Origin of the sequence: Pseudomonas sp. MWU12-2029 (assembly GCF_023242425.1) — a bacterium.
GTDB lineage: Bacteria > Pseudomonadota > Gammaproteobacteria > Pseudomonadales > Pseudomonadaceae > Aquipseudomonas > Aquipseudomonas kribbensis.
The window spans coordinates 618,279-641,802 of sequence record NZ_JALJDY010000001.1 but is presented as its reverse complement, the minus strand read 5'-3'; the positions used below and the strand labels follow the sequence as shown (position 1 = coordinate 641,802).

The 23,524-nt window shown below is 62.0% G+C and carries 22 protein-coding genes; 19 read left to right on the top strand and 3 right to left on the bottom strand.

Annotated features, from left to right (window positions below; translation table 11 throughout):
• Positions 1-317: 317 nt before the first annotated feature.
• The 14 genes from M5B44_RS03135 (at position 318) to M5B44_RS03070 (ending at position 15,574) form a co-directional block, all read left to right on the top strand.
• Complete coding sequence (locus M5B44_RS03135; RefSeq protein WP_085712799.1) at positions 318-1,940, top strand: methyl-accepting chemotaxis protein; 1,623 nt, start codon at positions 318-320, stop codon at positions 1,938-1,940.
• A complete protein-coding gene (locus M5B44_RS03130; protein ID WP_248738201.1) occupies positions 1,940-2,476 on the top strand; it encodes a chemotaxis protein CheW in 537 nt (178 codons plus the stop codon). The genes M5B44_RS03135 and M5B44_RS03130 overlap by 1 nt, the downstream gene beginning before the upstream one ends.
• Positions 2,473-3,750 (top strand): CheR family methyltransferase, encoded by a 1,278-nt coding sequence (locus M5B44_RS03125; protein WP_248738200.1) that lies wholly within the window; start codon positions 2,473-2,475, stop codon positions 3,748-3,750. The genes M5B44_RS03130 and M5B44_RS03125 overlap by 4 nt, the downstream gene beginning before the upstream one ends.
• Positions 3,747-4,430, top strand: a complete 684-nt coding sequence (locus M5B44_RS03120; RefSeq protein WP_248738199.1) for a chemotaxis protein CheW — start codon at positions 3,747-3,749, stop codon at positions 4,428-4,430. The genes M5B44_RS03125 and M5B44_RS03120 overlap by 4 nt, the downstream gene beginning before the upstream one ends.
• Entirely contained in the window at positions 4,427-6,721 is a 2,295-nt protein-coding gene (locus M5B44_RS03115) for a hybrid sensor histidine kinase/response regulator (RefSeq protein WP_248738198.1), read from the top strand. Before M5B44_RS03120 ends, M5B44_RS03115 begins: the two co-directional genes overlap by 4 nt.
• A complete protein-coding gene (locus tag M5B44_RS03110; protein ID WP_114881546.1) occupies positions 6,718-7,728 on the top strand; it encodes a chemotaxis response regulator protein-glutamate methylesterase in 1,011 nt (336 codons plus the stop codon). Before M5B44_RS03115 ends, M5B44_RS03110 begins: the two co-directional genes overlap by 4 nt.
• Positions 7,729-7,776: 48 nt before the next feature.
• Positions 7,777-8,778, top strand: coding sequence for a response regulator (locus M5B44_RS03105; RefSeq protein WP_248738197.1), 1,002 nt, complete (start codon positions 7,777-7,779; stop codon positions 8,776-8,778).
• 106 nt (positions 8,779-8,884) lie between these two features.
• Positions 8,885-9,980, top strand: a protein-coding gene (prfB, locus tag M5B44_RS03100; protein ID WP_102621447.1) for a peptide chain release factor 2 whose coding sequence is annotated in 2 segments (ribosomal slippage) — positions 8,885-8,956 and positions 8,958-9,980 — 1,095 coding nt in all. Because the reading frame shifts where the segments join, the coding sequence is not laid out codon by codon here.
• 69 nt (positions 9,981-10,049) lie between these two features.
• Positions 10,050-11,549 carry a lysine--tRNA ligase gene (gene lysS / locus M5B44_RS03095; protein ID WP_248738196.1) on the top strand — a complete coding sequence of 500 codons (1,500 nt, stop codon included), beginning with the start codon at positions 10,050-10,052 and terminating at the stop codon, positions 11,547-11,549.
• Between the two features lie 118 nt (positions 11,550-11,667).
• Positions 11,668-12,372 carry a TetR/AcrR family transcriptional regulator gene (locus M5B44_RS03090; RefSeq protein WP_011332647.1) on the top strand — a complete coding sequence of 235 codons (705 nt, stop codon included), beginning with the start codon at positions 11,668-11,670 and terminating at the stop codon, positions 12,370-12,372.
• Between the two features lie 46 nt (positions 12,373-12,418).
• The gene (locus M5B44_RS03085) at positions 12,419-12,973 is read left to right on the top strand and encodes a hypothetical protein (RefSeq protein ID WP_248738195.1); all 555 of its coding nucleotides are present in this window, start codon (positions 12,419-12,421) and stop codon (positions 12,971-12,973) included.
• 33 nt (positions 12,974-13,006) lie between these two features.
• Complete coding sequence (locus tag M5B44_RS03080) at positions 13,007-14,284, top strand: flavohemoglobin expression-modulating QEGLA motif protein (protein ID WP_085712808.1); 1,278 nt, start codon at positions 13,007-13,009, stop codon at positions 14,282-14,284.
• A gap of 58 nt (positions 14,285-14,342) precedes the next feature.
• Complete coding sequence (locus M5B44_RS03075; RefSeq protein WP_248738194.1) at positions 14,343-15,248, top strand: alpha/beta hydrolase; 906 nt, start codon at positions 14,343-14,345, stop codon at positions 15,246-15,248.
• Positions 15,245-15,574, top strand: coding sequence for a hypothetical protein (locus M5B44_RS03070; RefSeq protein WP_119427141.1), 330 nt, complete (start codon positions 15,245-15,247; stop codon positions 15,572-15,574). The genes M5B44_RS03075 and M5B44_RS03070 overlap by 4 nt, the downstream gene beginning before the upstream one ends.
• Before the next feature lie 65 nt (positions 15,575-15,639).
• Here M5B44_RS03070 and M5B44_RS03065 read toward each other — a convergent pair whose 3' ends face one another.
• From M5B44_RS03065 to M5B44_RS03055, 3 genes are all read right to left on the bottom strand, one after another.
• Positions 15,640-16,428 carry an OmpA family protein gene (locus tag M5B44_RS03065; RefSeq protein ID WP_085712811.1) on the bottom strand — a complete coding sequence of 263 codons (789 nt, stop codon included), beginning with the start codon at positions 16,426-16,428 and terminating at the stop codon, positions 15,640-15,642.
• A gap of 55 nt (positions 16,429-16,483) precedes the next feature.
• Positions 16,484-16,888 (bottom strand): DUF4398 domain-containing protein, encoded by a 405-nt coding sequence (locus M5B44_RS03060; protein WP_085697302.1) that lies wholly within the window; start codon positions 16,886-16,888, stop codon positions 16,484-16,486.
• A gap of 365 nt (positions 16,889-17,253) precedes the next feature.
• Entirely contained in the window at positions 17,254-17,598 is a 345-nt protein-coding gene (locus M5B44_RS03055; RefSeq protein WP_085729780.1) for a pilin assembly protein, read from the bottom strand.
• Between the two features lie 213 nt (positions 17,599-17,811).
• Between M5B44_RS03055 and ppc the strand changes: the two genes are divergently transcribed.
• The 5 genes from ppc to M5B44_RS03030 all read left to right on the top strand — a co-directional run bounded on the left by ppc (position 17,812) and on the right by M5B44_RS03030 (position 23,500).
• Positions 17,812-20,442, top strand: a complete 2,631-nt coding sequence (gene ppc, locus M5B44_RS03050) for a phosphoenolpyruvate carboxylase (RefSeq protein ID WP_134825621.1) — start codon at positions 17,812-17,814, stop codon at positions 20,440-20,442.
• Positions 20,443-20,742: 300 nt separating this feature from the next.
• Positions 20,743-21,390 carry an adenylate kinase gene (adk, locus tag M5B44_RS03045; RefSeq protein ID WP_085712812.1) on the top strand — a complete coding sequence of 216 codons (648 nt, stop codon included), beginning with the start codon at positions 20,743-20,745 and terminating at the stop codon, positions 21,388-21,390.
• Between the two features lie 93 nt (positions 21,391-21,483).
• Complete coding sequence (tsaB, locus tag M5B44_RS03040) at positions 21,484-22,158, top strand: tRNA (adenosine(37)-N6)-threonylcarbamoyltransferase complex dimerization subunit type 1 TsaB (protein ID WP_192552959.1); 675 nt, start codon at positions 21,484-21,486, stop codon at positions 22,156-22,158.
• Positions 22,159-22,331: 173 nt separating this feature from the next.
• Positions 22,332-22,640 carry a hypothetical protein gene (locus tag M5B44_RS03035; RefSeq protein ID WP_085712814.1) on the top strand — a complete coding sequence of 103 codons (309 nt, stop codon included), beginning with the start codon at positions 22,332-22,334 and terminating at the stop codon, positions 22,638-22,640.
• Positions 22,640-23,500, top strand: a complete 861-nt coding sequence (locus tag M5B44_RS03030) for a DUF72 domain-containing protein (RefSeq protein WP_248738193.1) — start codon at positions 22,640-22,642, stop codon at positions 23,498-23,500. Before M5B44_RS03035 ends, M5B44_RS03030 begins: the two co-directional genes overlap by 1 nt.
• The last annotated feature ends 24 nt before the right edge of the window (positions 23,501-23,524 follow it).

The window sequence follows — 23,524 nt, the reverse complement described above, 5'->3', positions numbered from 1 at the left end:
ACTTGGCTACAGGCGACGGAACCCGGGGGCTGTAGCGAAATCAGGCGGCGATTTTGCGAAACAAGTGCGCAAGAAGTTGCGCACCATGGCACATGGCTATGTCAGTGCCAGACCTCTCCGTTGCAGAAATGGCCAATCCATCGCCCCTTTTTGCCATTGCGCCACTGGCACGTTGCCCTGCGATTCCTTGAAAGTCCTTATCCAGAGCCCATCCCGTTTACGCTCGGGCGGCGCGAGCGCGGCAAACCGTCTTATAAATGAAACACCGCCCTCAGCTATACTCCCCCGCAATTTCGATCTGGCCCCGAGGACTGACTGTGAAGAACTGGACGTTGCGCCAACGCATTTTGGCGAGCTTTGCGGTGATTATCGCCATCATGCTGTTGATGGTGGTCGTCTCGTATTCACGGTTGTTGAAGATCGAAGCCGGCGAGCAGAGCGTGCGTCAGGACGCAGTGCCGGGTGTGTATTTCAGCTCGATGATTCGCAGTGCCTGGGTCGACAGCTATCTGCAGACTCAAGAGTTGCTGGGCCTGAAAAAAGGCCAGGGAATCAGTGCCGAAGACGCCGCGGACTTCAAGTCTTTCGAAGCGCGTCTCAACGAGCAGATGGGCAACTACGAAAGCACCGTCACCACTGCCGAGGACCGGGCCGAGTACACCGTGTTCAAGCAGGACGTACTCAACTACAACAAGATTCAGGCGCAGGTGCTCGACCTGCATGTGCGCAACCAGGAGGACGCGGCCGCGAAGTTGTTCAATGAACAGCTGACCCCGGCCTGGACCGCCGGCCGCATGAAACTCAACGACATCATTCGCGAGAACAAGGCCGTTGCCGATGAAGCCATGAACAACATCGACGACGCGGTCGCGGCGGCGAAAGTCAGCATGGGCATCTCCCTGCTGGTGGCCGTGCTGGCCGCCGGCCTGTGCGGTCTTCTGCTGATGCGCGCGATCATGGCCCCGATGAACCTGCTCGTGCGGATTCTCGACACCATGCGCACCGGCGATCTGAGTTCGCGCCTGAACCTGGGCCGCAAGGACGAATTCAACGCCGTGGAAACCGGCTTCAACGACATGATGACCGAGCTCACCTCGCTGGTGTCCCAGGCCCAGCGCTCGTCGGTGCAGGTCACCACGTCGGTGACCGAGATCGCCGCCACCTCCAAACAACAGCAGGCTACCGCCACAGAAACCGCCGCCACCACCACCGAAATCGGTGCGACGTCCCGCGAGATTGCGGCGACCTCCCGTGACCTGGTGCGCACCATGACCGAAGTCTCCACCGCTGCCGATCAGGCTTCGGTGCTCGCCGGTTCCGGGCAGCAAGGCCTGGCACGCATGGAAGACACCATGCACTCGGTGATGGGCGCGGCGGATCTGGTCAACGCCAAACTGGCGATCCTCAACGAGAAGGCCGGCAACATCAATCAGGTCGTCGTGACCATCGTCAAGGTCGCTGACCAGACCAACCTGCTGTCCCTGAACGCCGCGATCGAAGCGGAGAAGGCCGGCGAATACGGTCGCGGTTTTGCCGTGGTCGCCACCGAAGTGCGGCGTCTGGCGGATCAGACCGCTGTTGCCACGTATGACATCGAACAGATGGTCCGCGAGATCCAGTCGGCGGTGTCCGCCGGGGTGATGGGCATGGACAAGTTCTCCGAGGAAGTGCGTCGCGGCATGGCTGAGGTGCAGCAGGTCGGCGAGCAGCTGTCGCAGATCATCCATCAGGTGCAGGCGCTGGCGCCGCGGGTGTTGATGGTCAACGAAGGCATGCAGGCCCAGGCTACCGGTGCCGAGCAGATCAACCACGCGCTGGTGCAGCTGGGTGATGCCAGCAGCCAGACCGTCGAGTCGTTGCGTCAGGCCAGTTTCGCCATCGACGAACTGAGCCAGGTGGCCGTGGGCCTGCGCAGCGGCGTTTCGCGATTCAAAGTCTGATGAGCGAAATCATCGCCAAACGCAGCGCTGCACCGGTGGCGAAGCAGACGTTGTTCCTGCTGTTTCGCATCGGCAACGAACGCTACGCTCTGCGTGCCACGGAGGTGGCGGAAGTGCTGCCGCGCCTGCCGCTGAAGCCGATTGCCCGGGCGCCGCACTGGGTGGCGGGGGTGTTCGCCTATCGCGGTTCGGTGGTGCCGGTGATCGACCTCAGCGCCCTGACGTTCGGCCAGCCTGCCGAAGCGCGCACCAGCACGCGACTGGTGCTGGTGCATTACCGCGCCGACGATTCACAACCCTCGCAATGGCTCGGGCTGATCCTCGAACAGGCCACCGACACCCTGCGTTGCAACCCGGATGAATTCCAGCCCTACGGCCTCGACAATCGTCAGGCGCCGTACCTCGGTCCGGTGCGTGAAGACGCCCGGGGCCTGGTGCAATGGGTGCGGGTCAACGATTTGCTCGACGATACGGTGCGCCCGCTGCTGTTCCCGACGCCGCCGCTGGATCCGGCGCGGCTTGAGGATCTGCCATGAGCAGTGACCAGCGCTTCTTCGATTTCCTCAAGGAACGCATCGGGCTCGACGTCGCTTCGGTAGGGCCGGCAATCATCGAGCGGGCGGTGCGCCAGCGCATCATCCTGGCGCAAATGGTCACGGCCGATGAATATTGGCAAACGCTGCAAGGCTCGCGGGACGAACAGCAGGCGTTGATCGAGGCGGTAATCGTCCCGGAGACCTGGTTTTTCCGTTACCCGGAATCCTTCGCCACCCTGGGCAAACTGGCGCGCAAACGCCTGGCCGAGCTGAACAACATGCGGGCGCTGCGCATTCTCAGCCTGCCGTGCTCCACCGGTGAAGAACCCTATTCGATTGCCATGGCGTTGCTCGATGCGGGCCTCAAGCCCCATCAGTTCAAGGTCGACGGCATGGATGTCAGCCCCCTGTCGGTGGAGAAGGCGCGGCGGGCGTTGTACGGCAAGAACTCGTTTCGCGGCCAGGAACTGGACTTTCGCGAGCGGCATTTTTTCGCCGAGAACGAAGGTTATCGGGTGAATGAAATCGTCCGCGAGCAAGTCCGCCTGCAGGTCGGCAACGTGCTCGATCCGTCATTGCTGGTCAACGAACCACCGTTCGATTTCGTGTTCTGCCGCAACCTGTTGATCTATTTCGATCAGCCGACCCAGCAGCAGGTATTCGCCGTGCTCAAGCGCCTGACCCATGTCGACGGCGTGCTGTTTATCGGCCCCGCCGAGGGCAGTCTGCTCGGGCGGCTGGGCATGCGCTCGATCGGGATTCCGCAGTCTTTCGCGTTCAGTCGTCACAGCGATCCGCAGCCCGAACCGCTGCCGATGCCGGTCGCGCTCCCGACCCCGTTGCCCGTGCGCCAACCGGTGCGCAGCACGCCACCGCCGCCGGTGCGCAATCGACCGTTTGCCGCTGTGACGCCGTTGCCCGCCACCGCCAAAAGCCCGAACCCCGACGCGGCGACCCTGCTGGCCAACATTGCCGCCCTGGCCAACGAAGGCAAAAGCGCCGAGGCCCGTGCCGCGTGCGAACAGTATTTGCGCAGTCATGAACCGGTAGCTCAGGTGTTCTACTGGCTGGGGCTGCTCAGTGATGTCGCCGGTTCTGCTCTCGAAGCCCAGAGCTACTATCGCAAAGCCTTGTACCTCGAACCGCAACACCCCGAAGCCTTGATGCACCTGGCCGCGCTGCTGCAGGCCCAGGGTGACACGGCCGGTGCCAGACGATTGCAGGAGCGCGCCGCCCGCAGCGGCCGCACCGCCGACAGTGAGCGTAAACGATGATCCCGTCCGACACCTTGAACGTCACCCACGAAGACGCCCGGGCCATCGATGATTGCTGGAACCGCATCGGCATCCACGGCGACAAGTCTTGCCCGTTGCTGGAAGAACACATTCATTGCCGCAATTGCTCGGTGTATTCCGCCGCCGCCACGCGCCTGCTCGACCGTTATGCGTTGCAGCAGGACGAGCGCGATCCGGTGGCGAGCCAGGTTGAAACCGAGCTGAAAACCCGTTCGCTGCTGATGTTCCGTCTTGGCGAGGAATGGCTCGGACTGGCCACTCGCAGTCTGGTGGAAGTCGCACCGTTGCAGGCGATTCACTCCTTGCCGCACCAGCGCTCCCGGGCCTTGCTCGGCGTGGCGAACGTGCGCGGGGCGCTGGTGGCGTGCCTGTCGCTGGTCGAACTGCTCGATCTTGACGGTAACGCCGCCCCGGCGACCGGCGCGCGGATCATGCCGCGCATGCTGATCATCGCGGCCCAGGGCGGGCCGGTGGTGGTGCCGGTGGACGAAGTCGACGGGATTCACGCCATCGACGAACGAATCCTCGATGCCGCGTCGCGTTCCGGGGCGCAGGCCAGTGCCAAATACACCCGAGGCGTGTTGCCTTTCAAAGGTCGCAGCCTGCGTTGGCTGGATGAAGAACAGCTGTTGTCCGCCGTCTCCCGGAGCCTCACATGACCCCCGAGCAAATGCGCGACGCCTCCCTGCTGGAGCTGTTCAGCCTCGAAGCCGAAGCCCAGACCCTGGTCCTGAGTGCCGGGCTGCTGGCGCTGGAACGCAACCCGACCCAGGCCGATCAGCTTGAGTCGTGCATGCGGGCGGCACACTCGTTGAAAGGTGCGGCGCGGATCGTCGGCATCGACAGCGGCGTCAGCGTTGCCCACGTGATGGAAGATTGTCTGGTCAGCGCGCAGGAAGGGCGGCTGTTCCTGCGCCCGGAACATATCGATGCGTTGTTGCAGGGCACCGATTTGCTGATGCGCATCGCCACCCCGGCCAATGGCCCGCAACCCGCGGACATCGAGGCTTACGTGGCGTTGATGGGTGGTTTGCTCGATCCGGCGGCGCCGGCCGTGGTGCCCGCTGTACCGAGCGCGCCACCGATGGCCGAGTTGCAGCTTCAGCCACCGCCAGTGGTTGAACCGGCGCCCGTTGAAATCCCCGTCGAGGTGGCCGAGCCAGAGCCTGCGCCGCGCAAAAGCAAACGCACCACCGAAGGTGGCGAGCGGGTTCTGCGGGTCACTGCCGAACGCCTGAACAGCCTGCTCGATCTGTCGAGCAAATCCCTGGTGGAAACCCAGCGTCTCAAACCGCACCTGGCCACCATGCAGCGCCTCAAGCGCATGCAGAACAACGGCCTGCGGGCGCTGGAAAGTCTCAACGTGCATCTCAAGGAACATGCCCTGAGCCTTGAAGCTCAAGAGGCGCTGGAAGATGCACGACGACTGCTCGCTGAGTCCCAACAATTGCTGGCGGAGAAAAACGCCGAACTCGACGAGTTTGCCTGGCAAGCGAGTCAGCGCGCGCAAGTGCTCTACGACACCGCGCTGGCCTGCCGCATGCGGCCGTTCGCCGATGTGCTGTCCGGCCAGGTGCGGATGGTGCGCGACCTCGGTCGCAGCCTCGGCAAACAGGTGCGGCTGGAGATCGAGGGCGAGAAAACCCAGGTTGACCGCGATGTGCTGGAAAAACTCGAAGCCCCGTTGACGCACCTGCTGCGCAACGCGGTCGATCACGGTATCGAAACACCGGAAGAACGCCTGCTCAAAGGCAAGCCCGAGGAAGGGTTGATCCGACTGCGCGCCTCACACCAGGCCGGGCTGCTGGTGCTTGAACTGAGTGATGACGGCAATGGCGTGGATCTGGAAAAGGTCCGCCGCAGCATCGTCGAACGTCAGTTGTCGCCAGCGGAAACCGCTGCTCAACTGAGTGAAGAAGAGCTGCTGACGTTCCTGTTCCTGCCGGGTTTCAGTCTGCGGGACAAGGTCACCGAAGTGTCCGGTCGTGGCGTCGGCCTCGATGCCGTTCAGCACATGGTCCGCCAGTTGCGCGGCGCGGTGGTGCTGGAGCAGACGGCGGGCGAGGGCAGTCGCTTCCATCTCGAAGTGCCGCTGACCCTGTCGGTGGTTCGCAGTCTGGTGGTGGAAGTCGGCGACGAGGCCTACGCCTTCCCGCTGGCGCACATCGAGCGCATGTGTGATCTGGCGCCGGACGACATCGTGCAGGTCGAAGGGCGCCAGCACTTCTGGCACGAGGGCCGGCATGTCGGTCTTGTTGCGGCCAGCCAATTGCTGCAGCGCCCGGCGAGCCAGAACAGCGGCGACACGCTGAAGGTCGTGGTGATCCGCGAGCGCGATGCGATCTACGGCGTGGCGGTCGAACGCTTCATCGGCGAGCGCACGCTGGTGGTGTTGCCGCTGGACGAGCGCCTGGGCAAGGTGCAGGACATTTCTGCCGGGGCCTTGCTCGACGACGGTTCGGTGGTGTTGATCGTCGACGTCGAAGACATGTTGCGCTCGGTGGACAAGTTGCTGAACACCGGGCGTCTGGAACGCATCGCCCGCCATGGCAATCAGGCCGCAGAAGCCGCGCGCAAACGGATTCTGGTGGTCGACGACTCGCTCACCGTGCGCGAGCTGCAACGCAAGTTGCTGCTCAATCGCGGCTACGACGTCGCTGTCGCGGTAGACGGCATGGACGGCTGGAACGCCCTGCGCTCCGAGGATTTCGATCTGTTGATCACCGACATCGACATGCCGCGCATGGACGGTATCGAACTGGTGACGCTGCTGCGTCGCGACAATCGCCTGCAATCGCTGCCGGTGATGGTGGTGTCCTACAAGGATCGCGAAGAAGACCGCCGCCGTGGACTGGATGCCGGGGCGGACTATTATCTGGCCAAGGCCAGTTTTCATGACGATGCCCTGCTCGACGCAGTGGTTGAGCTCATCGGAGGAGCGCGGGCATGAAGATCGCAATCGTCAACGACATGCCCCTGGCGGTGGAGGCCCTGCGCCGGGCGCTGGCCTTCGAGCCGGCGCATCAGGTGGTATGGGTCGCCAACAACGGCGCCGAAGCGGTGCGGCTGTGCGCGGAAAACACCCCGGACCTGATCCTGATGGACCTGATCATGCCGGTGATGGATGGTGTCGAGGCCACCCGCCGGATCATGGCCGAGAGCCCCTGCGCCATCGTCATCGTCACGGTCGACCGCCAGCAGAACGTGCACCGGGTGTTCGAAGCCATGGGCCACGGCGCGCTGGACGTGGTCGACACCCCGGCCCTCGGCGCCGGCAATGCGCAGCAGGCGGCCGCGCCGCTGTTGCGCAAGATTCTGAATATCGGCTGGCTGATCGGCGAGAAAACCGCTCGCGCCCGCCCGGCCCAGACAACGCCGCGCAGTTCGGCGTCGTGCCAGCGGCTGGTGGCGATCGGCTCGTCAGCGGGTGGTCCGGCGGCGCTTGAGGTTTTGCTCAAAGGCCTGCCACGCAACTTTTCTGCGGCCATCGTGCTGGTGCAGCATGTCGATCAGGTGTTCGCCGCCGGCATGGCCGAATGGCTGGCCAGCGCCAGCGGCCTCGATGTGCGTCTGGCCCGGGAAGGCGAACCGCCGCAGGCCGGCGCGGTGTTGCTGGCCGGCACCAATCATCACATTCGATTGCTCAAGAACGGCACGCTGGCCTACACCGCCGAGCCGGTCAACGAGATCTACCGCCCCTCGATCGACGTGTTTTTCGAAAGCGTCGCCAATTACTGGAACGGTGACGCAGTAGGGGTTTTATTGACCGGGATGGGACGCGACGGGGCTCAAGGGCTTAAGCTCATGCGCCAACAGGGTTACCTGACCATCGCGCAGGATCAGCAAAGCAGTGCGGTGTACGGCATGCCCAAGGCCGCCGCGGCCATCGATGCAGCCGTAGAAATCCGTCCACTGGAAAAGATAGCGCCACGATTGCTGGAGATTTTCCCCAAATGAACGCATTACTCCGCAATCCAGGCCCCCGCAGCACTCAGGTGACCGCCCATGAATGACTTACAGATCGATGACATCAAAACCGACGAGAACGCCGCCATGGTGTTGTTGGTGGACGATCAGGCGATGATCGGCGAAGCCGTGCGCCGCGGGCTGTCGAATGAAGAGAACATCGACTTTCACTTCTGCTCCGACCCGCATCAGGCCGTGGCCCACGCCGTGCGGATCAAGCCGACCGTGATCCTCCAGGATCTGGTGATGCCCGGCCTCGACGGCCTGAGCCTGGTGCGCGAATACCGCAATCACCCGGCGACCAAGGACATTCCGATCATCGTCCTGTCGACCAAGGAAGATCCGCTGATCAAGAGCGCGGCGTTTTCCGCCGGGGCCAACGATTACCTGGTGAAACTGCCGGCCAACATCGAACTGGTGGCGCGCATCCGTTATCACTCGCGCTCCTACATGACCCTGCTGCAACGGGACGCGGCCTATCGCGCCTTGCGGGTCAGCCAGCAGCAATTGCTCGACACCAACCTGGTGCTGCAACGCCTGATGAACTCCGATGGCCTGACCGGGCTGTCCAACCGCCGGCATTTCGACGAGTACCTGGAGCTGGAATGGCGCCGCTCGCTGCGTGACCAGAGTCAGTTGTCGTTGCTGATGATCGACGTCGATTACTTCAAGTCCTACAACGACACCTTCGGCCACGTCGAAGGCGACGAGGCCCTGCGCAAGGTCGCCACGGCGATTCGCGAGGCCAGCGCACGGCCGTCCGACCTGCCGGCGCGTTATGGCGGCGAAGAGTTTGCGCTGGTGCTGCCCAACACCTCGCCGGGCGGGGCGCGGCTGGTGGCGGAGAAGCTGCGCCAGACTGTGGCGGCGCTGAAGATTCCGCACAATGCTCCGGCCGAAGGGGCGAGCCTGACCATCAGCATCGGCCTGGCGACGATGGTGCCGGAGTCGGGCAGCGATTGCCGGTTGCTGATCTCGGCGGCGGACCGTGGCCTGTATCTGGCGAAGAACAACGGGCGCAACCAGGTGGGGATCGAGTGAACCATCGGGTTCATTCGCGTCGAGAGCCGCCAGACGGGCTGCCGTGACAGCTTGATTACGTTATACTCGCCGGCTTTCAAAAGTTCGCCAACGAGTGCTGCCCGTCATGGAAATCAATCCGATCCTGAACACCATCAAGGACCTGTCCGAGCGCTCCGAAACTATTCGGGGGTATCTTTGACTACGATCAAAAGCATGAGCGTCTGATCGAAGTCAATCGCGAGCTTGAAGATCCTGCAGTCTGGAACAAACCTGAATACGCCCAGGAGCTGGGCCGCGAGCGCGCTGCGCTGGCGCAGATCGTCGACACCCTCGACGAACTGAACGGTGGCCTGGCCGATTGCCGCGAGCTGCTGGACATGGCCGTTGAAGAGAACGACGAGGGCGCGGTCAACGACGTCGTCGAAGTCCTTCAAGGTCTCGAAGAGTCCCTGTCCAAGCTCGAATTCCGCCGTATGTTCAGCCACGAGATGGACCCGAACAACGCCTACCTGGACATCCAGGCCGGTTCCGGCGGCACCGAAGCCCAGGACTGGGCCAACATCCTGCTGCGCATGTACCTGCGCTGGGCCGACAAACGCGGTTTCGATGCGACCATCATGGAGCTGTCGGCCGGTGAAGTCGCCGGGATCAAGGGTGCCACCGTGCACATCAAGGGCGAATACGCCTTTGGCTGGCTGCGCACCGAGATCGGCGTGCACCGTCTGGTGCGCAAGAGCCCGTTCGACTCCGGCAACCGTCGCCACACCTCGTTCTCCGCTGTTTTCGTCTCGCCAGAGATCGATGACAAGGTGGAAATCGAAATCAACCCGGCAGACCTGCGGATCGACACCTATCGTTCCTCCGGTGCCGGTGGTCAGCACGTAAACACCACCGACTCGGCCGTACGTATCACCCACGTACCGACCAACACCGTGGTCAGCTGCCAGAACGAACGTTCCCAGCACGCCAACAAGGACACCGCCATGAAAATGCTGCGGGCCAAGTTGTACGAGCAGGAAATGCAGAAGCGCAACGCGGCGTCCCAGGCGCTGGAAGATACCAAGTCGGACATCGGCTGGGGTCACCAGATCCGTTCGTACGTGCTCGATGCCTCGCGGATCAAGGATCTGCGCACCAACATCGAACGCAGCGACTGCGACAAGGTGCTCGACGGCGACATCGACGAATACCTGGAAGCCAGCCTGAAATCGGGGCTGTAAGCTTTCACCCGACCTCAAGTCCCCCGTCACCGGCGGGGGCAACGAACCTGTGATGGAATATTTAAAGACATGAGCGACCAACAACTCGACCAGGCCCTGCAACAGGAAGAAAACTCCCTGATCGCCCTGCGCAAGGAAAAGCTTGCTGCCGAGCGCGCCAAGGGCAATGCCTTCCCGAACGACTTCCGCCGCGACAACTACTGCGAAGCACTGCAGAAACAGTACGCGGACAAGACCAAGGAAGAGCTGGCAGAGGCTGCGATCCCGGTCAAGGTTGCAGGTCGCATCATGCTCAACCGTGGCTCGTTCATGGTGATCCAGGACATGACCGGTCGCATCCAGGTCTACGTCAACCGCAAGACCCTGTCCGAAGAAACCCTGGCCGCGGTGAAAACCTGGGACATGGGCGACATCATCGCCGCCGAAGGCACCCTGGCCCGTTCCGGCAAGGGCGACCTGTACGTCGAGATGACCAGCGTGCGCCTGCTGACCAAATCCCTGCGCCCGCTGCCGGACAAGCACCACGGCCTGACCGACACCGAACAGCGCTACCGTCAGCGCTACGTTGACCTGATCGTCAACGAAGACGTGCGCCAGACCTTCCGCGTGCGTTCGCAAGTGATCGCGCACATCCGCAGCTTCCTGATGAAGCGCGACTTCCTCGAAGTCGAAACGCCGATGCTGCAGACCATTCCTGGCGGCGCTGCGGCCAAGCCGTTCGAAACCCACCACAACGCGCTGGACATGGAAATGTTCCTGCGTATCGCGCCAGAGCTGTACCTGAAGCGTCTGGTGGTTGGCGGTTTCGAGAAAGTGTTCGAGATCAACCGCAACTTCCGTAACGAAGGCGTTTCGACTCGTCACAACCCTGAATTCACCATGTTGGAGTTCTACCAGGCTTACGCCGACTACGAAGACAACATGGACCTGACCGAAGAACTGTTCCGTGAGCTGGCGCAGCTGGTTCTGGGCAGCACCGACGTGCCGTACGGCGACAAGGTGTTCCACTTCGGCGAGCCGTTCGTGCGCCTGTCGGTGTTCGACTCGATCCTCAAGTACAACCCTGAGCTGACCGCCGATGACCTGAACGACATCGACAAGGCTCGCGACATCGCCAAGAAGGCCGGCGCCAAGGTGCTGGGCTTCGAAGGTCTGGGCAAGCTGCAGGTGATGATTTTCGAAGAGCTGGTCGAGCACAAGCTGGAACAGCCGCACTTCATTACCCAGTACCCGTTCGAAGTGTCGCCGCTGGCCCGTCGCAACGACGACAACCCGAACGTCACCGACCGCTTCGAGCTGTTCATCGGCGGCCGTGAAATCGCCAACGCCTACTCCGAGCTGAACGACGCGGAAGACCAGGCCGAGCGCTTCATGGCGCAGGTGGCCGACAAGGACGCCGGCGACGACGAAGCCATGCACTACGACGCCGACTTCGTTCGCGCGCTGGAGTACGGCATGCCGCCAACGGCCGGTGAAGGTATCGGTATCGACCGTCTGGTGATGTTGCTGACCAACTCGCCGTCGATCCGCGACGTGATCCTGTTCCCGCACATGCGGCCGCAAGCGTAAGTGTTTCAATAAAAAAGCCGCCTGAAATGGGCGGCTTTTTATTGCCTGTCTGGTACAAACGTATCAAATGGTTACTTTTGAAAAAAACAACAGAGGAAGTCCTGTCGTGATCGGTGCAATGGCTCAAGAGGGTGCAGCGGGTATCGCCACTGCGGTCGCTGAAAGTGTTCAGTACCAGGGCCGCAAGGCCAGCCGACAGGGCAGCGAGCAGCGTCGGCAGGACATTCTCGATGCGGCGATGCGCATTGTCGTGCGCGATGGCGTGCGCGCCGTGCGTCACCGTGCGGTGGCGGCCGAGGCCGGTGTGCCGTTGTCGGCTACCACGTACTACTTCAAGGACATCGATGATCTGCTCACCGATACCTTCGCCCAATACGTCGAACGCAGCGCGGCCTACATGGCCAAGCTGTGGATCAACAACGAAGGCCTGCTGCGGGAGATGGTGGTCAGCGGCGATGGCAGCCCGGAGTCGCGTTCGCAACTGGCTGACGACATCGCCCGGTTGATGGCCGATTACGTGCACCGGCAACTGGTCAACCGCCGCGAGCATTTGATGGCCGAACAGGCGTTCCGTCAGGAAGCGCTGCTCAACCCGCGACTGGCGGAGCTGGTGCGTTCGCACCAGCAGATTCTGTTGCAGGGCACCTGCCAGTTGTTCCAGGTGCTGGGCTCCCGCGAGCCGCAGCAGGATGCCAAGGTGTTGACGGCGATTATCGGACGGATGGAATATCAGGGCCTGCTCAACGACGCCGAGCCTTTGGCCGAAGAGGACATGCTCGGCATTCTGACGCGCTATATGCATCTGGTGCTTGCGTCGGTGTAACGCTCCCACAGGTCCGGTGGTGAGTTCGGTTCATAGGGAGTGTTGAATGAAAGCCTGGCGTGGCGCGTTGATCGCGCTGTCGTTCCTGCTGCTCAGCGGTTGTCTGGTGACCTTCAAGGATCCGCTGCCCGCCCGTGAGCCGGCGCCCAGGGGCCTGCTCGGCGAATGGGCGAGCACCAATGCCTGGGGCGAGCCGATGAACCTGGAACTCACGCGCCTGGGCAATGACCGCTATCAGGCGGTCACCTGGTTCAAGGCCCGTCCCCATGAGCGGGAAGCCTACCCGTTCACCGTGTCGCGTCATGGCAACCGCTGGTATCTGTCGGCGAAGGTGCCGGCGCAGTATGGCGGGCACTTCACCATCGCCGGCTTCGAGATCACCGATAAGCACGAACTGGTGATCTACAACCTCGATCTCGAACAGATCAACCAGGCCATTGCGCAGAAAAGCCTCGACGGCCAGGGCTTCCCGACCGATGACGGTCAGGGCGTGCAGGTCGACAGTCCGCTGGATAAGGTCTTTGCTTACCTCGACGACCCGGCCAACTCAGACGTTTTCGTCGAAGCGGCGCGCTACCAGCATCAGGCCAAGGCCAAATAATTCAGTTCGTCACGTTTTCTACAGGAGTTTCGGGTGGACGATTACCAGCAGACGATACGCACGCTGTCCGATCGCATTGTGCTGGCGCAGACGCCGATTCGCGTCCTTGACGCAGTCAAGTGGGACGAGAACATCCGCAAGGGGTTCCTCAAGGCCAAGGGCAAGGAATTGCCGGCGGTGGATCGCGACTACTACCTCAACCGGCCGCTGTCCTTCGATTCGAGCAAGGTCAAGCTGGAGTTCCAGAACATCGAACGGGACATCACCCGCCAGCTCGGACAGTTCAACCCGGTCGGCCAGATCATGCGGCGCATGTGCAAGGAATACCGGATGGTGGTGCGCATGCTCGAAGCGCGCGGCACCGAAGATTTCGGCCTGATTTCCCAGGAACTGTATGGCGCTGCGTCCGATGCGTTTCACGCCGGTGACCCGACCCTGGCCGACCTCGGCCTGATGATGTCGGACTACCTGAACAACATCGACGGCCGTGGCGACCTGAAGGACGAACCGAAGATCCTCACCGCCAAGGACGCCGTGCACTTGCTGCAGACCCGCCTGAACAAGGTGTTCGGCGAGGCCGAGGAAACCATCCGCGTGTTCGAGTCCGACGGCATCGTCGCCGACGCGGCGGCGGGCGCCGACTACATCAAGATCCGCACCGACGCGATGTTCAACGACCGCGACGTGCGCGCGCTGGAAGTCCACGAAGGTCTGGTGCACGTCGGCACCACGCTCAACGGTTTGAACCAGCCGATCTGCACCTTCCTGTCCAAGGGCCCGCCCTCGTCGACCGTGACTCAGGAAGGCCTGGCGATCCTGATGGAAATCATCACCTTCGCCTCCTACCCGAGCCGCCTGCGCAAGCTGACCAACCGCACTCGCGCCATTCATATGGTGGAGGAGGGCGCGGACTTCCTGCAGATTTTCGAGTTCTTCCGCGAGCAGGGCTTCGAGATGGCGGAAAGCTACGGCAACGCCAGTCGGGTTTTCCGTGGATCGACGCCGACCGGTCTGCCATTCACCAAAGACTTGTCCTACCTCAAGGGCTTCATCATGGTTTACAACTACATTCAGTTGGCCGTGCGCAAGGGCAAGCTCGAGCAGGTCCCGCTGTTGTTCTGCGGCAAGACCACGCTGGAGGACATGCGAACCCTGCGTCAACTGGTGGATGAAGGCCTGGTGGTGCCGCCCAAGTACTTGCCGGACCAGTTCCGTGACATGAACGCGTTGTCGGCGTGGATGTGCTTCTCCAACTTCCTTAATCACTTGAGCCTGGACCGGATCGAGGCCGATTACTCCAACATCCTGTAGGCCCATTGATCATTCCCGCGCTGAGCGCGGGAATCCGAACCTTGCGAGGTTTCACCGGATGAGAATCCTCGGCATCCTCTGCCTGCTCCTGGCCCTCGGCGGTTGCAGCTCTTTGCTGTTCTACCCCGAGCCGGGCCAGATATTTACCCCGGAGAAGGCCAAACTCGAATACCGCACCGTCACCCTGACCACCGCCGACGGCCTCAAACTGAACGCCTGGTGGCTGCCGGCCAAACCCGGTGTCGAGGTCAAGGGCACGGTGCTGCACCTGCACGGCAACGGCGGCAACCTGCCGATGCACCTGGGCGGCAGTTGGTGGTTGCCAAAAAACGGCTATCAGGTGCTGCTGGTGGACTATCGCGGTTACGGACTGTCCGAAGGCAAGCCGAGCCTGCCGGCGATTTATCAGGACATCGACGCCGCATTTGCCTGGCTGGACAAGGCACCGGAAGTCAAAGGCAAACCGTTGATCCTGCTCGGCCAGAGTCTCGGCGGCTCGATGGCCGTGCATTGGCTGGTGCAGCATCCGGAAAGACAAAAACAGCTCAAGGCTTTTGTGCTCGACGGGGTTCCGGCCAGTTACCGCAGCGTCGGCCAATACGCCCTGAGTACATCGTGGATGACCTGGCCATTCCAGGTGCCGCTGTCGTGGCTGGTGCCGGACAGCGACAGTGCGATCAACTCGATGCCGCAGCTCAAAGGTGTGCCGAAACTGATCTTCCACAGCATCGACGATCCGCTGGTGCCCCTTTCCAACGGCATCCGCCTGTATCAAGCTGCGCCGCCGCCCCGGGTCCTGCAACTGACTCGCGGTGGCCATGTGCAGACCTTCGGCGACCCGGTGTGGCGCCAGGTGATGCTGCGTTACCTCGACGATCCCGAGCATTTCAACGGCCTGCGCCGCCTCGGCGAAGTCCCGAATTACCCGCAACCTCCGAATTCTGAAAACGAGAGTCCGCAATGAGTGAAGAACGCAACGCCATCCCGCTGATCATCACCGGTATCTGCAGCATCCTCGGCACCGTCGGCGCCCTGTGGTACTACGGCTACCTGCACTTCGCCAAACCCGAGGATGCGCTGCTGCTCAACGAATTCACCATGCTCAAGACCATTCCCGGCGAAGACTACAAGGTCTCCCTGGACCCGGCGCCGCAAGTGGCGCAGTGCATCGATGGTGTGCTGGTGCTGTTCGACACCGAACAGAAAGGCCTGACCGGGGTGCTGATCAACGCACAGAAAAAGGCTGTGCGCTGCATGGGCCAGGAGACGCCGCAGAAGCTGGAAGAGTAAACCCGCGACAAACAAAAGCCCCGCCTGATCAACTCAGGCGGGGCTTTTTCGTTGCGACTTGAAGCTTAGTTCGAGCTGACTGCCGAACGTGGCATCACCGGCTGGTTGTCGTTGGAGATGGTCACTTCCACCCGACGGTTCATCGCACGGCCCGAGACGCTGCCGTTATCCGCGACCGGGTATTCCTTGCCGTAACCCTGCACCACGATGCGCGACGGATCGACGCCCATCTTGATCAGCGCAACCTGCACCGAGGTCGCACGACGCTCGGACAGCGACTGGTTGTACGAAGCGGCGCCGGTGCTGTCGGTGTAGCCCTCGACGATCACCTTGCGGTCCGGGTTTTCCTGGAGGAATTGCGCCAGTTTGTTGATGTTCACCAGACCGCTGGATTTCAGGTCGGCCTTGTTGGTGGCGAACAGCACGTCACCGAAGGTCACCAGCGTACCGCGATCGGTCTGCTTGGCGTTGAGGCTGTCCTGCAGCTGTTTGATCTGTTGGTCGCGGGCATCCAGACGGGCCTGGGCACGTTGGGCAGCGGCGTTCTTCAGGTTGTTTTCAGCGGTGCGCAGGGCGATGGTCTGCTTGGCCACTTCCACACGCTGGTTGGTCAGGTAGGCCAGTTGGTCGACCTTGGCTGCGTTTTCCTTGTCCAGATAGGCCTTGTCAGCCTTGTCCAGGTAATCGCTGGCGTCCTTGGTTTCCAGTGCTGCAACCTTGCTCGCCTGCGGGTTGGCCTGCAGGCCGGCGTAGTTGGTGCGCGCCTGTTCCAGGTTCGGGTTCGGTGGCGTGGAGCAGGCAGCCAGGGCAACGCTTGCGGCCAGGAGAGCGGGGATCATCAGTTGTTTACGCATAATCGTTCGTCCTTTCTATCGATAAGAGATTCAGCCTTGCGGTCGGGATGCGCGCTTACTGCACGGTGCGCTGACTTTCCTGACGCAGTTCCTGAACACCTTTCTGGGAATCCTTCACAGCCTGTTCGGCTTTCATCGCCTGAGCCTTGCGTTCGGCAACGCGGGCATCCCACTCGGCTTGTTCGGCGAGGGTGCGAGCCTCGTCATACTTCTTGTCGTGCATGGCGATTTCGGCTTGTTTGAGCTTGTCCTGCGCCTGCTTCATTTCCACGGCGGCGAACTCGGTACCGCCGGCGCTGACCGCACTGTTCACGGCCGATTGAGTCACCGCGTATTGCTCGGTCGGTGGATTGCCGGCACAACCGGCCAGCACGAAGCTGGTGCCGATGGCCAGGGCGGCCAGTTTCAGACCGCGTAGGTGGGAGAACGAGGTTTGGGTCTTCATGGTCTTCAACTCCATTGGTTAACTCCTTGGAAGCTTCGAAATCCATCCTGGTAGCGGAGCCGCAACCGTCATGTGCAAGTGCGTTTTGAAACGCTCGTTCCAGGCGTGGTTACCTGTTCCGACCGAAGGCTTTTTTTAAAAGTTCAGAAAAGATGGCTCATCGCCAAAAAATATTCTGACCGAATGGACAGGGCTCTAAACCGGGAACTTTGGCGGGGGAGAGTGGTACGCGCGGGCGAAAAAGGCGCAAAAGCGGAGAGGGAACAGAGTCCCTGTGGGAGCTGGCTTGCCAGCGATGAGGTCATCAAATTCAACACATTTGCGGCTGAACTGACGCCTTTGAGGGCAAGCCATTTCCCACAGTTTTGAAGTGTCAGAGATCAGTGTTTTTGCTTGCCGGCAGCCGTCGACAGGTCCTGCAGATGCCGACGCGACAACGCGAGAAAACGCGGCGTCGGGCCAACGTCTTCATACAGCGGATCGCCTTCTTCATCGGTGGCAACCACGGTCGAGCCTTTCACATACGGCAGGCTCGCCTCGAACTCTTCAAGCGCCGCGCCGATCAATTCGCCGAGCAGTTCTTCGGCATGCCGTTTGGGGTACATCTCGGCAATCGCCGCCAGGCGCGCGGCGGCCTCCACATCCAGATGAATCGTGTAGCCGGTGTCGGTCAGGCGACCCTTGGCGGTTTCTTCCCAATGCTGGGCGAGTTCACGGATTTTCATGATGACCTCATGTCGTACCTGCTCGTGGCAGGTCTGGGTGAGTGTCCGCCGTCAGGCGGCGGCAGCCGTTGTGGGGCTTACTGTTGAGACTAGCTTCAGGGCGCAAGGTTTAAAGTCCCTTCGTCGTCTGCTTGTAAGAAGCGTTGCAGAGCGGCACTCTCTGTTCATCCACTCACTTGCGATCCGTCACCGATTACTGCTGGAGAGATGCTGATGACCGATATTGATGCACGCTTGCGCGAAGACGTTCACCTGCTCGGTGAGCTGTTGGGCAACACCATCCGTGACCAGTACGGCGAGGCGTTTCTCGACAAGATCGAGCAGATTCGCAAGGGCGCCAAGGCCGACCGACGCGGCTCGATGGACGCCGAACTCAGCGCCAGCCTCAATCAGCTGAGCGAAGACGAATTGCTACCGGTGGCGCGGGCCTTCAACCAGTTTCTCAACCTGGCGAACATCGCCGAGCAATACCAGCTCATCCATCGCCGCGAAGAGTCGCAAGCTGCGCCGTTCGAATCCCGCGTGCTGCCGGAATTGCTCGCCCGACTGCGCGAGGAAGGGCACAGCGCCGACTCCCTCGCCCGCCAGTTGTCGCGACTGGAAATCGAACTGGTGCTGACCGCGCACCCGACCGAAGTGGCCCGGCGCACGCTGATCCAGAAGTACGACGCGATTGCCGCGCAACTGGCGGCCCAGGATCACCGCGACCTGACCAGCGCCGAGCGCGAGCAGATCCACAACACTCTGCAGCGCTTGATCGCCGAAGCCTGGCACACCGAAGAAATCCGTCGCACCCGCCCGACCCCGGTGGACGAAGCCAAGTGGGGTTTTGCGGTGATCGAGCACTCGCTGTGGCAGGCGATTCCCAACCATATGCGCAAGGCCGATCAGGCACTGTTTGCGGCCACGGGCCTGCGATTGCCGCTGGAAGCCGCGCCGATCCGCTTCGCTTCGTGGATGGGCGGCGACCGCGATGGCAACCCGAATGTCACCGCTGCGGTGACCCGCGAAGTGCTGTTGCTGGCGCGCTGGATGGCGGCGGACCTTTACCTGCGTGATGTCGATCACCTGGCCGCCGAACTGTCGATGCAGCAAGCCAGCGACGCGCTCAAGGCCAAGGCCGGCGACAGCGCCGAGCCCTATCGAGCGGTACTCAAGCAATTGCGTGAACGCCTGCGTGCCACACGCAACTGGGCCCATGCCTCCTTGACTGCGACGACCCCGGCCCCGGCCGATGTGCTGCACAACAACCGCGACCTGCTCGATCCGCTGGAGCTGTGCTACCACTCGCTGCACGAGTGCGGCATGGGCGTGATCGCCGACGGACCGTTGCTCGATTGCCTGCGTCGGGCCGTGACCTTCGGCCTGTTCCTGGTGCGCCTCGATGTACGCCAGGACTCGTCGCGACACACAGCAGCGATGACCGAAATCACCGATTACCTTGGCCTCGGTCGCTATGAAGACTGGGACGAAGAACAGCGCATCAGCTTTCTGACCCGCGAACTGCAAAACCGCCGGCCGCTGCTGCCGGCGCATTTCAAGCCATCGGCCGACACCGCTGAAGTGCTCGCCACCTGCAAGGAAATCGCCGCCGCACCGGGGGCTTCGCTGGGTTCCTATGTGATCTCCATGGCCGGTGCCGCCTCCGATGTCCTCGCGGTGCAACTGCTGTTGAAGGACTCTGGTGTGCTGCGGCCGATGCGCGTAGTGCCGCTGTTCGAAACCCTGGCCGACCTCGACAACGCCGGGCCGGTGATCGAGCGCCTGTTGCTGCTGCCGGGTTACCGCGCACGTCTGCAAGGCCCGCAGGAAGTGATGATCGGTTATTCCGACTCGGCCAAGGACGCCGGCACCACCGCAGCGGCCTGGGCGCAATACCGGGCCCAGGAGCGGCTGGTGGAAATCTGCCGCGAGCAGCAAGTCGAACTGCTTCTGTTCCACGGTCGCGGTGGCACCGTGGGCCGTGGCGGCGGCCCGGCTCACGCGGCGATCCTGTCGCAGCCGCCGGGTTCGGTGGCGGGGCGTTTCCGCACCACCGAGCAAGGGGAAATGATTCGATTCAAATTCGGCCTGCCAGACATCGCCGAGCAGAATCTCAATCTGTATCTGGCTGCGGTATTAGAAGCGACCTTGCTGCCACCGCCGCCGCCGACGCCGGAGTGGCGGCATCTGATGGACGAATTGGCCGCCGACGGTGTGGCTGCTTACCGCGCCGTGGTGCGGGAAAATCCGCAGTTCGTCGAGTATTTCCGCCAGTCGACACCCGAGCAGGAGCTGGGACGTTTACCGTTGGGCAGCCGTCCGGCCAAGCGCCGCGCCGGTGGCATCGAAAGCCTGCGGGCGATTCCGTGGATCTTCGGCTGGACCCAGACGCGTTTGATGCTGCCAGCGTGGCTCGGTTGGGAAACCGCGCTGAGCAAGGCGCTGGAGCGCGGTGAAGGCGAATTGCTGGGGCAGATGCGCGAGCAGTGGCCGTTTTTCCGCACCCGCATCGACATGCTGGAAATGGTTTTGGCCAAGGCCGACGCCGACATTGCGCTGTCCTACGATGAGCGACTGGTTGAGTCGGACTTGTTACCTTTGGGTGTGCACTTACGCGACCTATTGTCGCAGGCATGTTCCGTGGTGCTCGGCCTGACCGGTCAGTCGCAACTGCTGGCACATAGCCCGGACACCCTGGAATTCATCCGCCTGCGCAACACCTATCTCGACCCGCTGCATCTATTGCAGGCCGAACTGCTGGCGCGTTCGCGGCAGCCGAACGTCGAGCAGGACAGCCCGGTAGAACAGGCGTTGCTGGTGTCTGTGGCGGGGATTGCCGCCGGTTTGCGAAATACCGGCTAAGGTTTTCTGCGTGGGGCGGGGCACCCGGGGCATACCTCGGGTGCCGTTTATCGAGCGTGGGAAAAATGCGGGCAAGCGACAGTTAATGATGGGGTTGCGACTTGGGGAACCGCGTCGCAAGGTCGCGGCAGGCGCCGGTTTCTCCGACTTTTGGCGTCTTGTGTGGGCGCAGCCTGCTGTGTATCTTGGTCAGCCTCTGGCCGTTTGGGCGGTCACGACCCTATTTCCAGGATTTCGCCCCATGAGGCGAATCCGTTGTTTTGCAAAAGCTTTTTATAAAAAAATTGAGGAGCACATCTAATGCGCGTCATTCTGCTGGGAGCTCCCGGGGCCGGTAAAGGTACTCAGGCTAAGTTCATCACCGAGAAATTCGGCATTCCGCAAATCTCCACCGGCGACATGCTGCGTGCTGCGGTCAAGGCCGGCACCGAACTGGGCATCAAGGCCAAGAGCATCATGGATGCCGGCGGCCTGGTGTCGGATGACCTGATCATCGCACTGGTAAAAGACCGCATCGCTCAGGCTGACTGCGCCAACGGTTTCCTGTTCGACGGTTTCCCGCGCACCATTCCTCAGGCTGAAGCGCTGGTGACTGCCGGTGTCGAGCTGGATGCCGTGGTTGAGATCGCCGTTGAAGACGAAGAAATCGTTCAGCGCATCGCTGGCCGTCGCGTTCACGAGGCCAGCGGCCGCGTGTACCACATCGTCTACAACCCGCCGAAGATTGCCGGTAAAGACGACATCACCGGTGAAGAGCTGGTGCAGCGCAAGGACGACACCGAAGAAACCGTGCGTCATCGCCTGTCGGTCTACCACTCGCAGACCAAGCCGCTGGTGGACTTCTACCAGAAGCTGTCTGCCGCCAACGGCAAGCCGAAGTACAGCCACATCCCGGGTGTCGGTTCGGTTGAAGCGATCACCGCCAAGGTTCTTGAAGCGCTGAGCTGAAAAACCTGATCCGCTGCATCATCCACGGCCCGCTTGCGGGCCGTAGTTGTTTATACTGGCGCACTTTTCCCCACCTGATTTACGGACACATCGATGAGCACCTTGCTGGCCCTGGACACCGCGACTGAAGCTTGCTCCGTTGCCTTGCTGCATGACGGCAAGGTCACGAGCCATTACGAGGTGATCCCGCGCCTGCACGCGCAGAAGCTGCTGCCGATGATCCAGCAATTGCTGGCCGACGCCGGCACCACGCTGCAAGCGGTGGACGCGATTGCCTTCGGTCGCGGCCCTGGCGCGTTCACCGGTGTGCGCATCGCCATCGGCGTAGTGCAAGGCCTGGCGTTCGCGCTGGATCGTCCGGTGTTGCCGGTGTCGAACCTGGCGGTACTCGCGCAACGGGCTTATCGCGAACACGGCGTGAGCCAGGTCGCGGCGGCCATCGATGCGCGGATGGATGAGGTGTATTGGGGCTGCTACCGCGAGACGGCCGGGGAGATGCGTCTGGTCGGCACCGAGGCGGTATTGCCGCCTGAAGTCGCCGCGCTGCCGGACGATGCGGCTGGCGACTGGTTCGGTGCCGGCACCGGTTGGGGCTACGGCGAGCGTATCGCTGTCAACCTGAGCGGTTCCGATGCGGGCATGCTGCCCCACGCCGAAGATCTGCTGACGTTGGCGCGATTCGCCTGGGAACGTGGCGAGTCGATTCCGGCCGACGATGCCCAGCCGGTTTACCTGCGCGATAAAGTCGCCACGCCGAAAGCCCGCTGACGACTTCGACCCTGTGGCATTCGCCGCAGGGTCCTGCAAATGCCTGCCAATCGTCCGTTTCCAACCCCGCGCTTTAAACCTTTTGTCTTTTATGTGTTCTAGTTATCACTCGGCGATTTGCTAAGTCGGTCAGGTGCCGCTAAATTGCCATCATCGATACCGAGCATGACTTTATGCGTATAGACGGCGTTTCCACTCATTCCTACCCCATCAAGCGCAAGCCTCGCAAAGGCAATCCGGCGCTGGATGAATCCGTCGAGGATATTGAAGGCGAGCTGGAATTCCCCACCGAAGCGCAACTGGCTGCCCGCGCCGCCAAGGCCTCCGCGCAACGCCTGAGCAATCTGCCCGCCCGCCAACAAGACATGATTTATCACCGTGCGATGAAGAAAAGCGTGGCCATGGCCCTGGCCAGCTACCTGAGCACCGCCGGTTTTGTCGATTGGGACGCAGACGTGCTGGGCCTCGACCTGTACATCTGATGGATCTGCCTTACTACCTCGGTTGCCCGTCCTGGAGTGAAAACGCCTGGCGCGAGTATCTGTATCCGGTAGACGCCAAGACCTCCGATTTCCTCGGTCTCTATTCTCAAGTGTTCAACGCCGTGGAAGGCAATACGACTTTCTACGCCAGCCCTTCGCCGGCCACCGTGGCGCGTTGGGCCGAGGTCATGCCCGAGCACTTTCGTTTCACCGCCAAATTCCCCGGCGACATCAGCCACGGCGGTGACCTGCGCGATCAACTGACCGCCGCCGAAACCTTCATCCAGTTGCTCAGCCCGCTCGGCGAACGCGTATCGCCACTGTGGCTGCAACTGTCGAAAAGCTTCACTCCGCAACGCTTGCCAGAGCTCGCAGCCTTCATCGACGCGTTTGATCGACCGCTGGCGGTGGAAGTGCGCCATGAGCAATTCTTCGCCAAAGGCGAGAGTGAACGCCTGCTCAATCGTCTGCTGCTGGATCGCGAGGTGGAACGTATCTGCCTCGATCCGCGCGCGTTGTTCAGTTGCCTGTCCACCGAGTCTTCGGTGATCCACGCCCAATCGAAAAAGCCCCGCGTGCCGACCCGCCCGGCAGCGTTCACCCAATTTCCGCAGGTACGTTTCATCGGCCATCCCGAGCTTGAGGCCAACGATCCGTTCCTGGTGCCGTGGGTGGCGAAGATTGCCGAGTGGATCGAAGAGGGCCGCACGCCGTACATCTTCCTGCACACCGCCGATAACATCCTGGCGGCGAAGCTTGCGCAGCGTTTTCACACACAGCTGATGCAACGTTTGCCTGGCCTGCCATCGCTGCCTGAGCTATACAGAGAACCCGCCGCCGAGCAACTTGGCCTGCTCTGAGGCGGTTTTTTCTGCCCAGGAGCC

Bases quoted from the DNA above. Each gene is read 5' to 3' on its own strand.
- M5B44_RS03060 (WP_085697302.1), bottom strand. From the start codon at position 16,888: ATGGAGTTGAAGACCATGAAGACCCAAACCTCGTTCTCCCACCTACGC.
- M5B44_RS03030 (WP_248738193.1), top strand. From the start codon at position 22,640: ATGGATCTGCCTTACTACCTCGGTTGCCCGTCCTGGAGTGAAAACGCC.
- M5B44_RS03085 (WP_248738195.1), top strand. From the start codon at position 12,419: ATGAAAGCCTGGCGTGGCGCGTTGATCGCGCTGTCGTTCCTGCTGCTC.
- M5B44_RS03075 (WP_248738194.1), top strand. From the start codon at position 14,343: ATGAGAATCCTCGGCATCCTCTGCCTGCTCCTGGCCCTCGGCGGTTGC.
- M5B44_RS03070 (WP_119427141.1), top strand. From the start codon at position 15,245: ATGAGTGAAGAACGCAACGCCATCCCGCTGATCATCACCGGTATCTGC.
- adk (WP_085712812.1), top strand. From the start codon at position 20,743: ATGCGCGTCATTCTGCTGGGAGCTCCCGGGGCCGGTAAAGGTACTCAG.
- M5B44_RS03130 (WP_248738201.1), top strand. From the start codon at position 1,940: ATGAGCGAAATCATCGCCAAACGCAGCGCTGCACCGGTGGCGAAGCAG.
- ppc (WP_134825621.1), top strand. From the start codon at position 17,812: ATGACCGATATTGATGCACGCTTGCGCGAAGACGTTCACCTGCTCGGT.
- M5B44_RS03125 (WP_248738200.1), top strand. From the start codon at position 2,473: ATGAGCAGTGACCAGCGCTTCTTCGATTTCCTCAAGGAACGCATCGGG.
- M5B44_RS03120 (WP_248738199.1), top strand. From the start codon at position 3,747: ATGATCCCGTCCGACACCTTGAACGTCACCCACGAAGACGCCCGGGCC.
- M5B44_RS03065 (WP_085712811.1), bottom strand. From the start codon at position 16,428: ATGCGTAAACAACTGATGATCCCCGCTCTCCTGGCCGCAAGCGTTGCC.
- tsaB (WP_192552959.1), top strand. From the start codon at position 21,484: ATGAGCACCTTGCTGGCCCTGGACACCGCGACTGAAGCTTGCTCCGTT.
- M5B44_RS03115 (WP_248738198.1), top strand. From the start codon at position 4,427: ATGACCCCCGAGCAAATGCGCGACGCCTCCCTGCTGGAGCTGTTCAGC.
- M5B44_RS03090 (WP_011332647.1), top strand. From the start codon at position 11,668: ATGGCTCAAGAGGGTGCAGCGGGTATCGCCACTGCGGTCGCTGAAAGT.
- lysS (WP_248738196.1), top strand. From the start codon at position 10,050: ATGAGCGACCAACAACTCGACCAGGCCCTGCAACAGGAAGAAAACTCC.
- M5B44_RS03055 (WP_085729780.1), bottom strand. From the start codon at position 17,598: ATGAAAATCCGTGAACTCGCCCAGCATTGGGAAGAAACCGCCAAGGGT.
- M5B44_RS03110 (WP_114881546.1), top strand. From the start codon at position 6,718: ATGAAGATCGCAATCGTCAACGACATGCCCCTGGCGGTGGAGGCCCTG.
- M5B44_RS03105 (WP_248738197.1), top strand. From the start codon at position 7,777: ATGAATGACTTACAGATCGATGACATCAAAACCGACGAGAACGCCGCC.
- M5B44_RS03035 (WP_085712814.1), top strand. From the start codon at position 22,332: ATGCGTATAGACGGCGTTTCCACTCATTCCTACCCCATCAAGCGCAAG.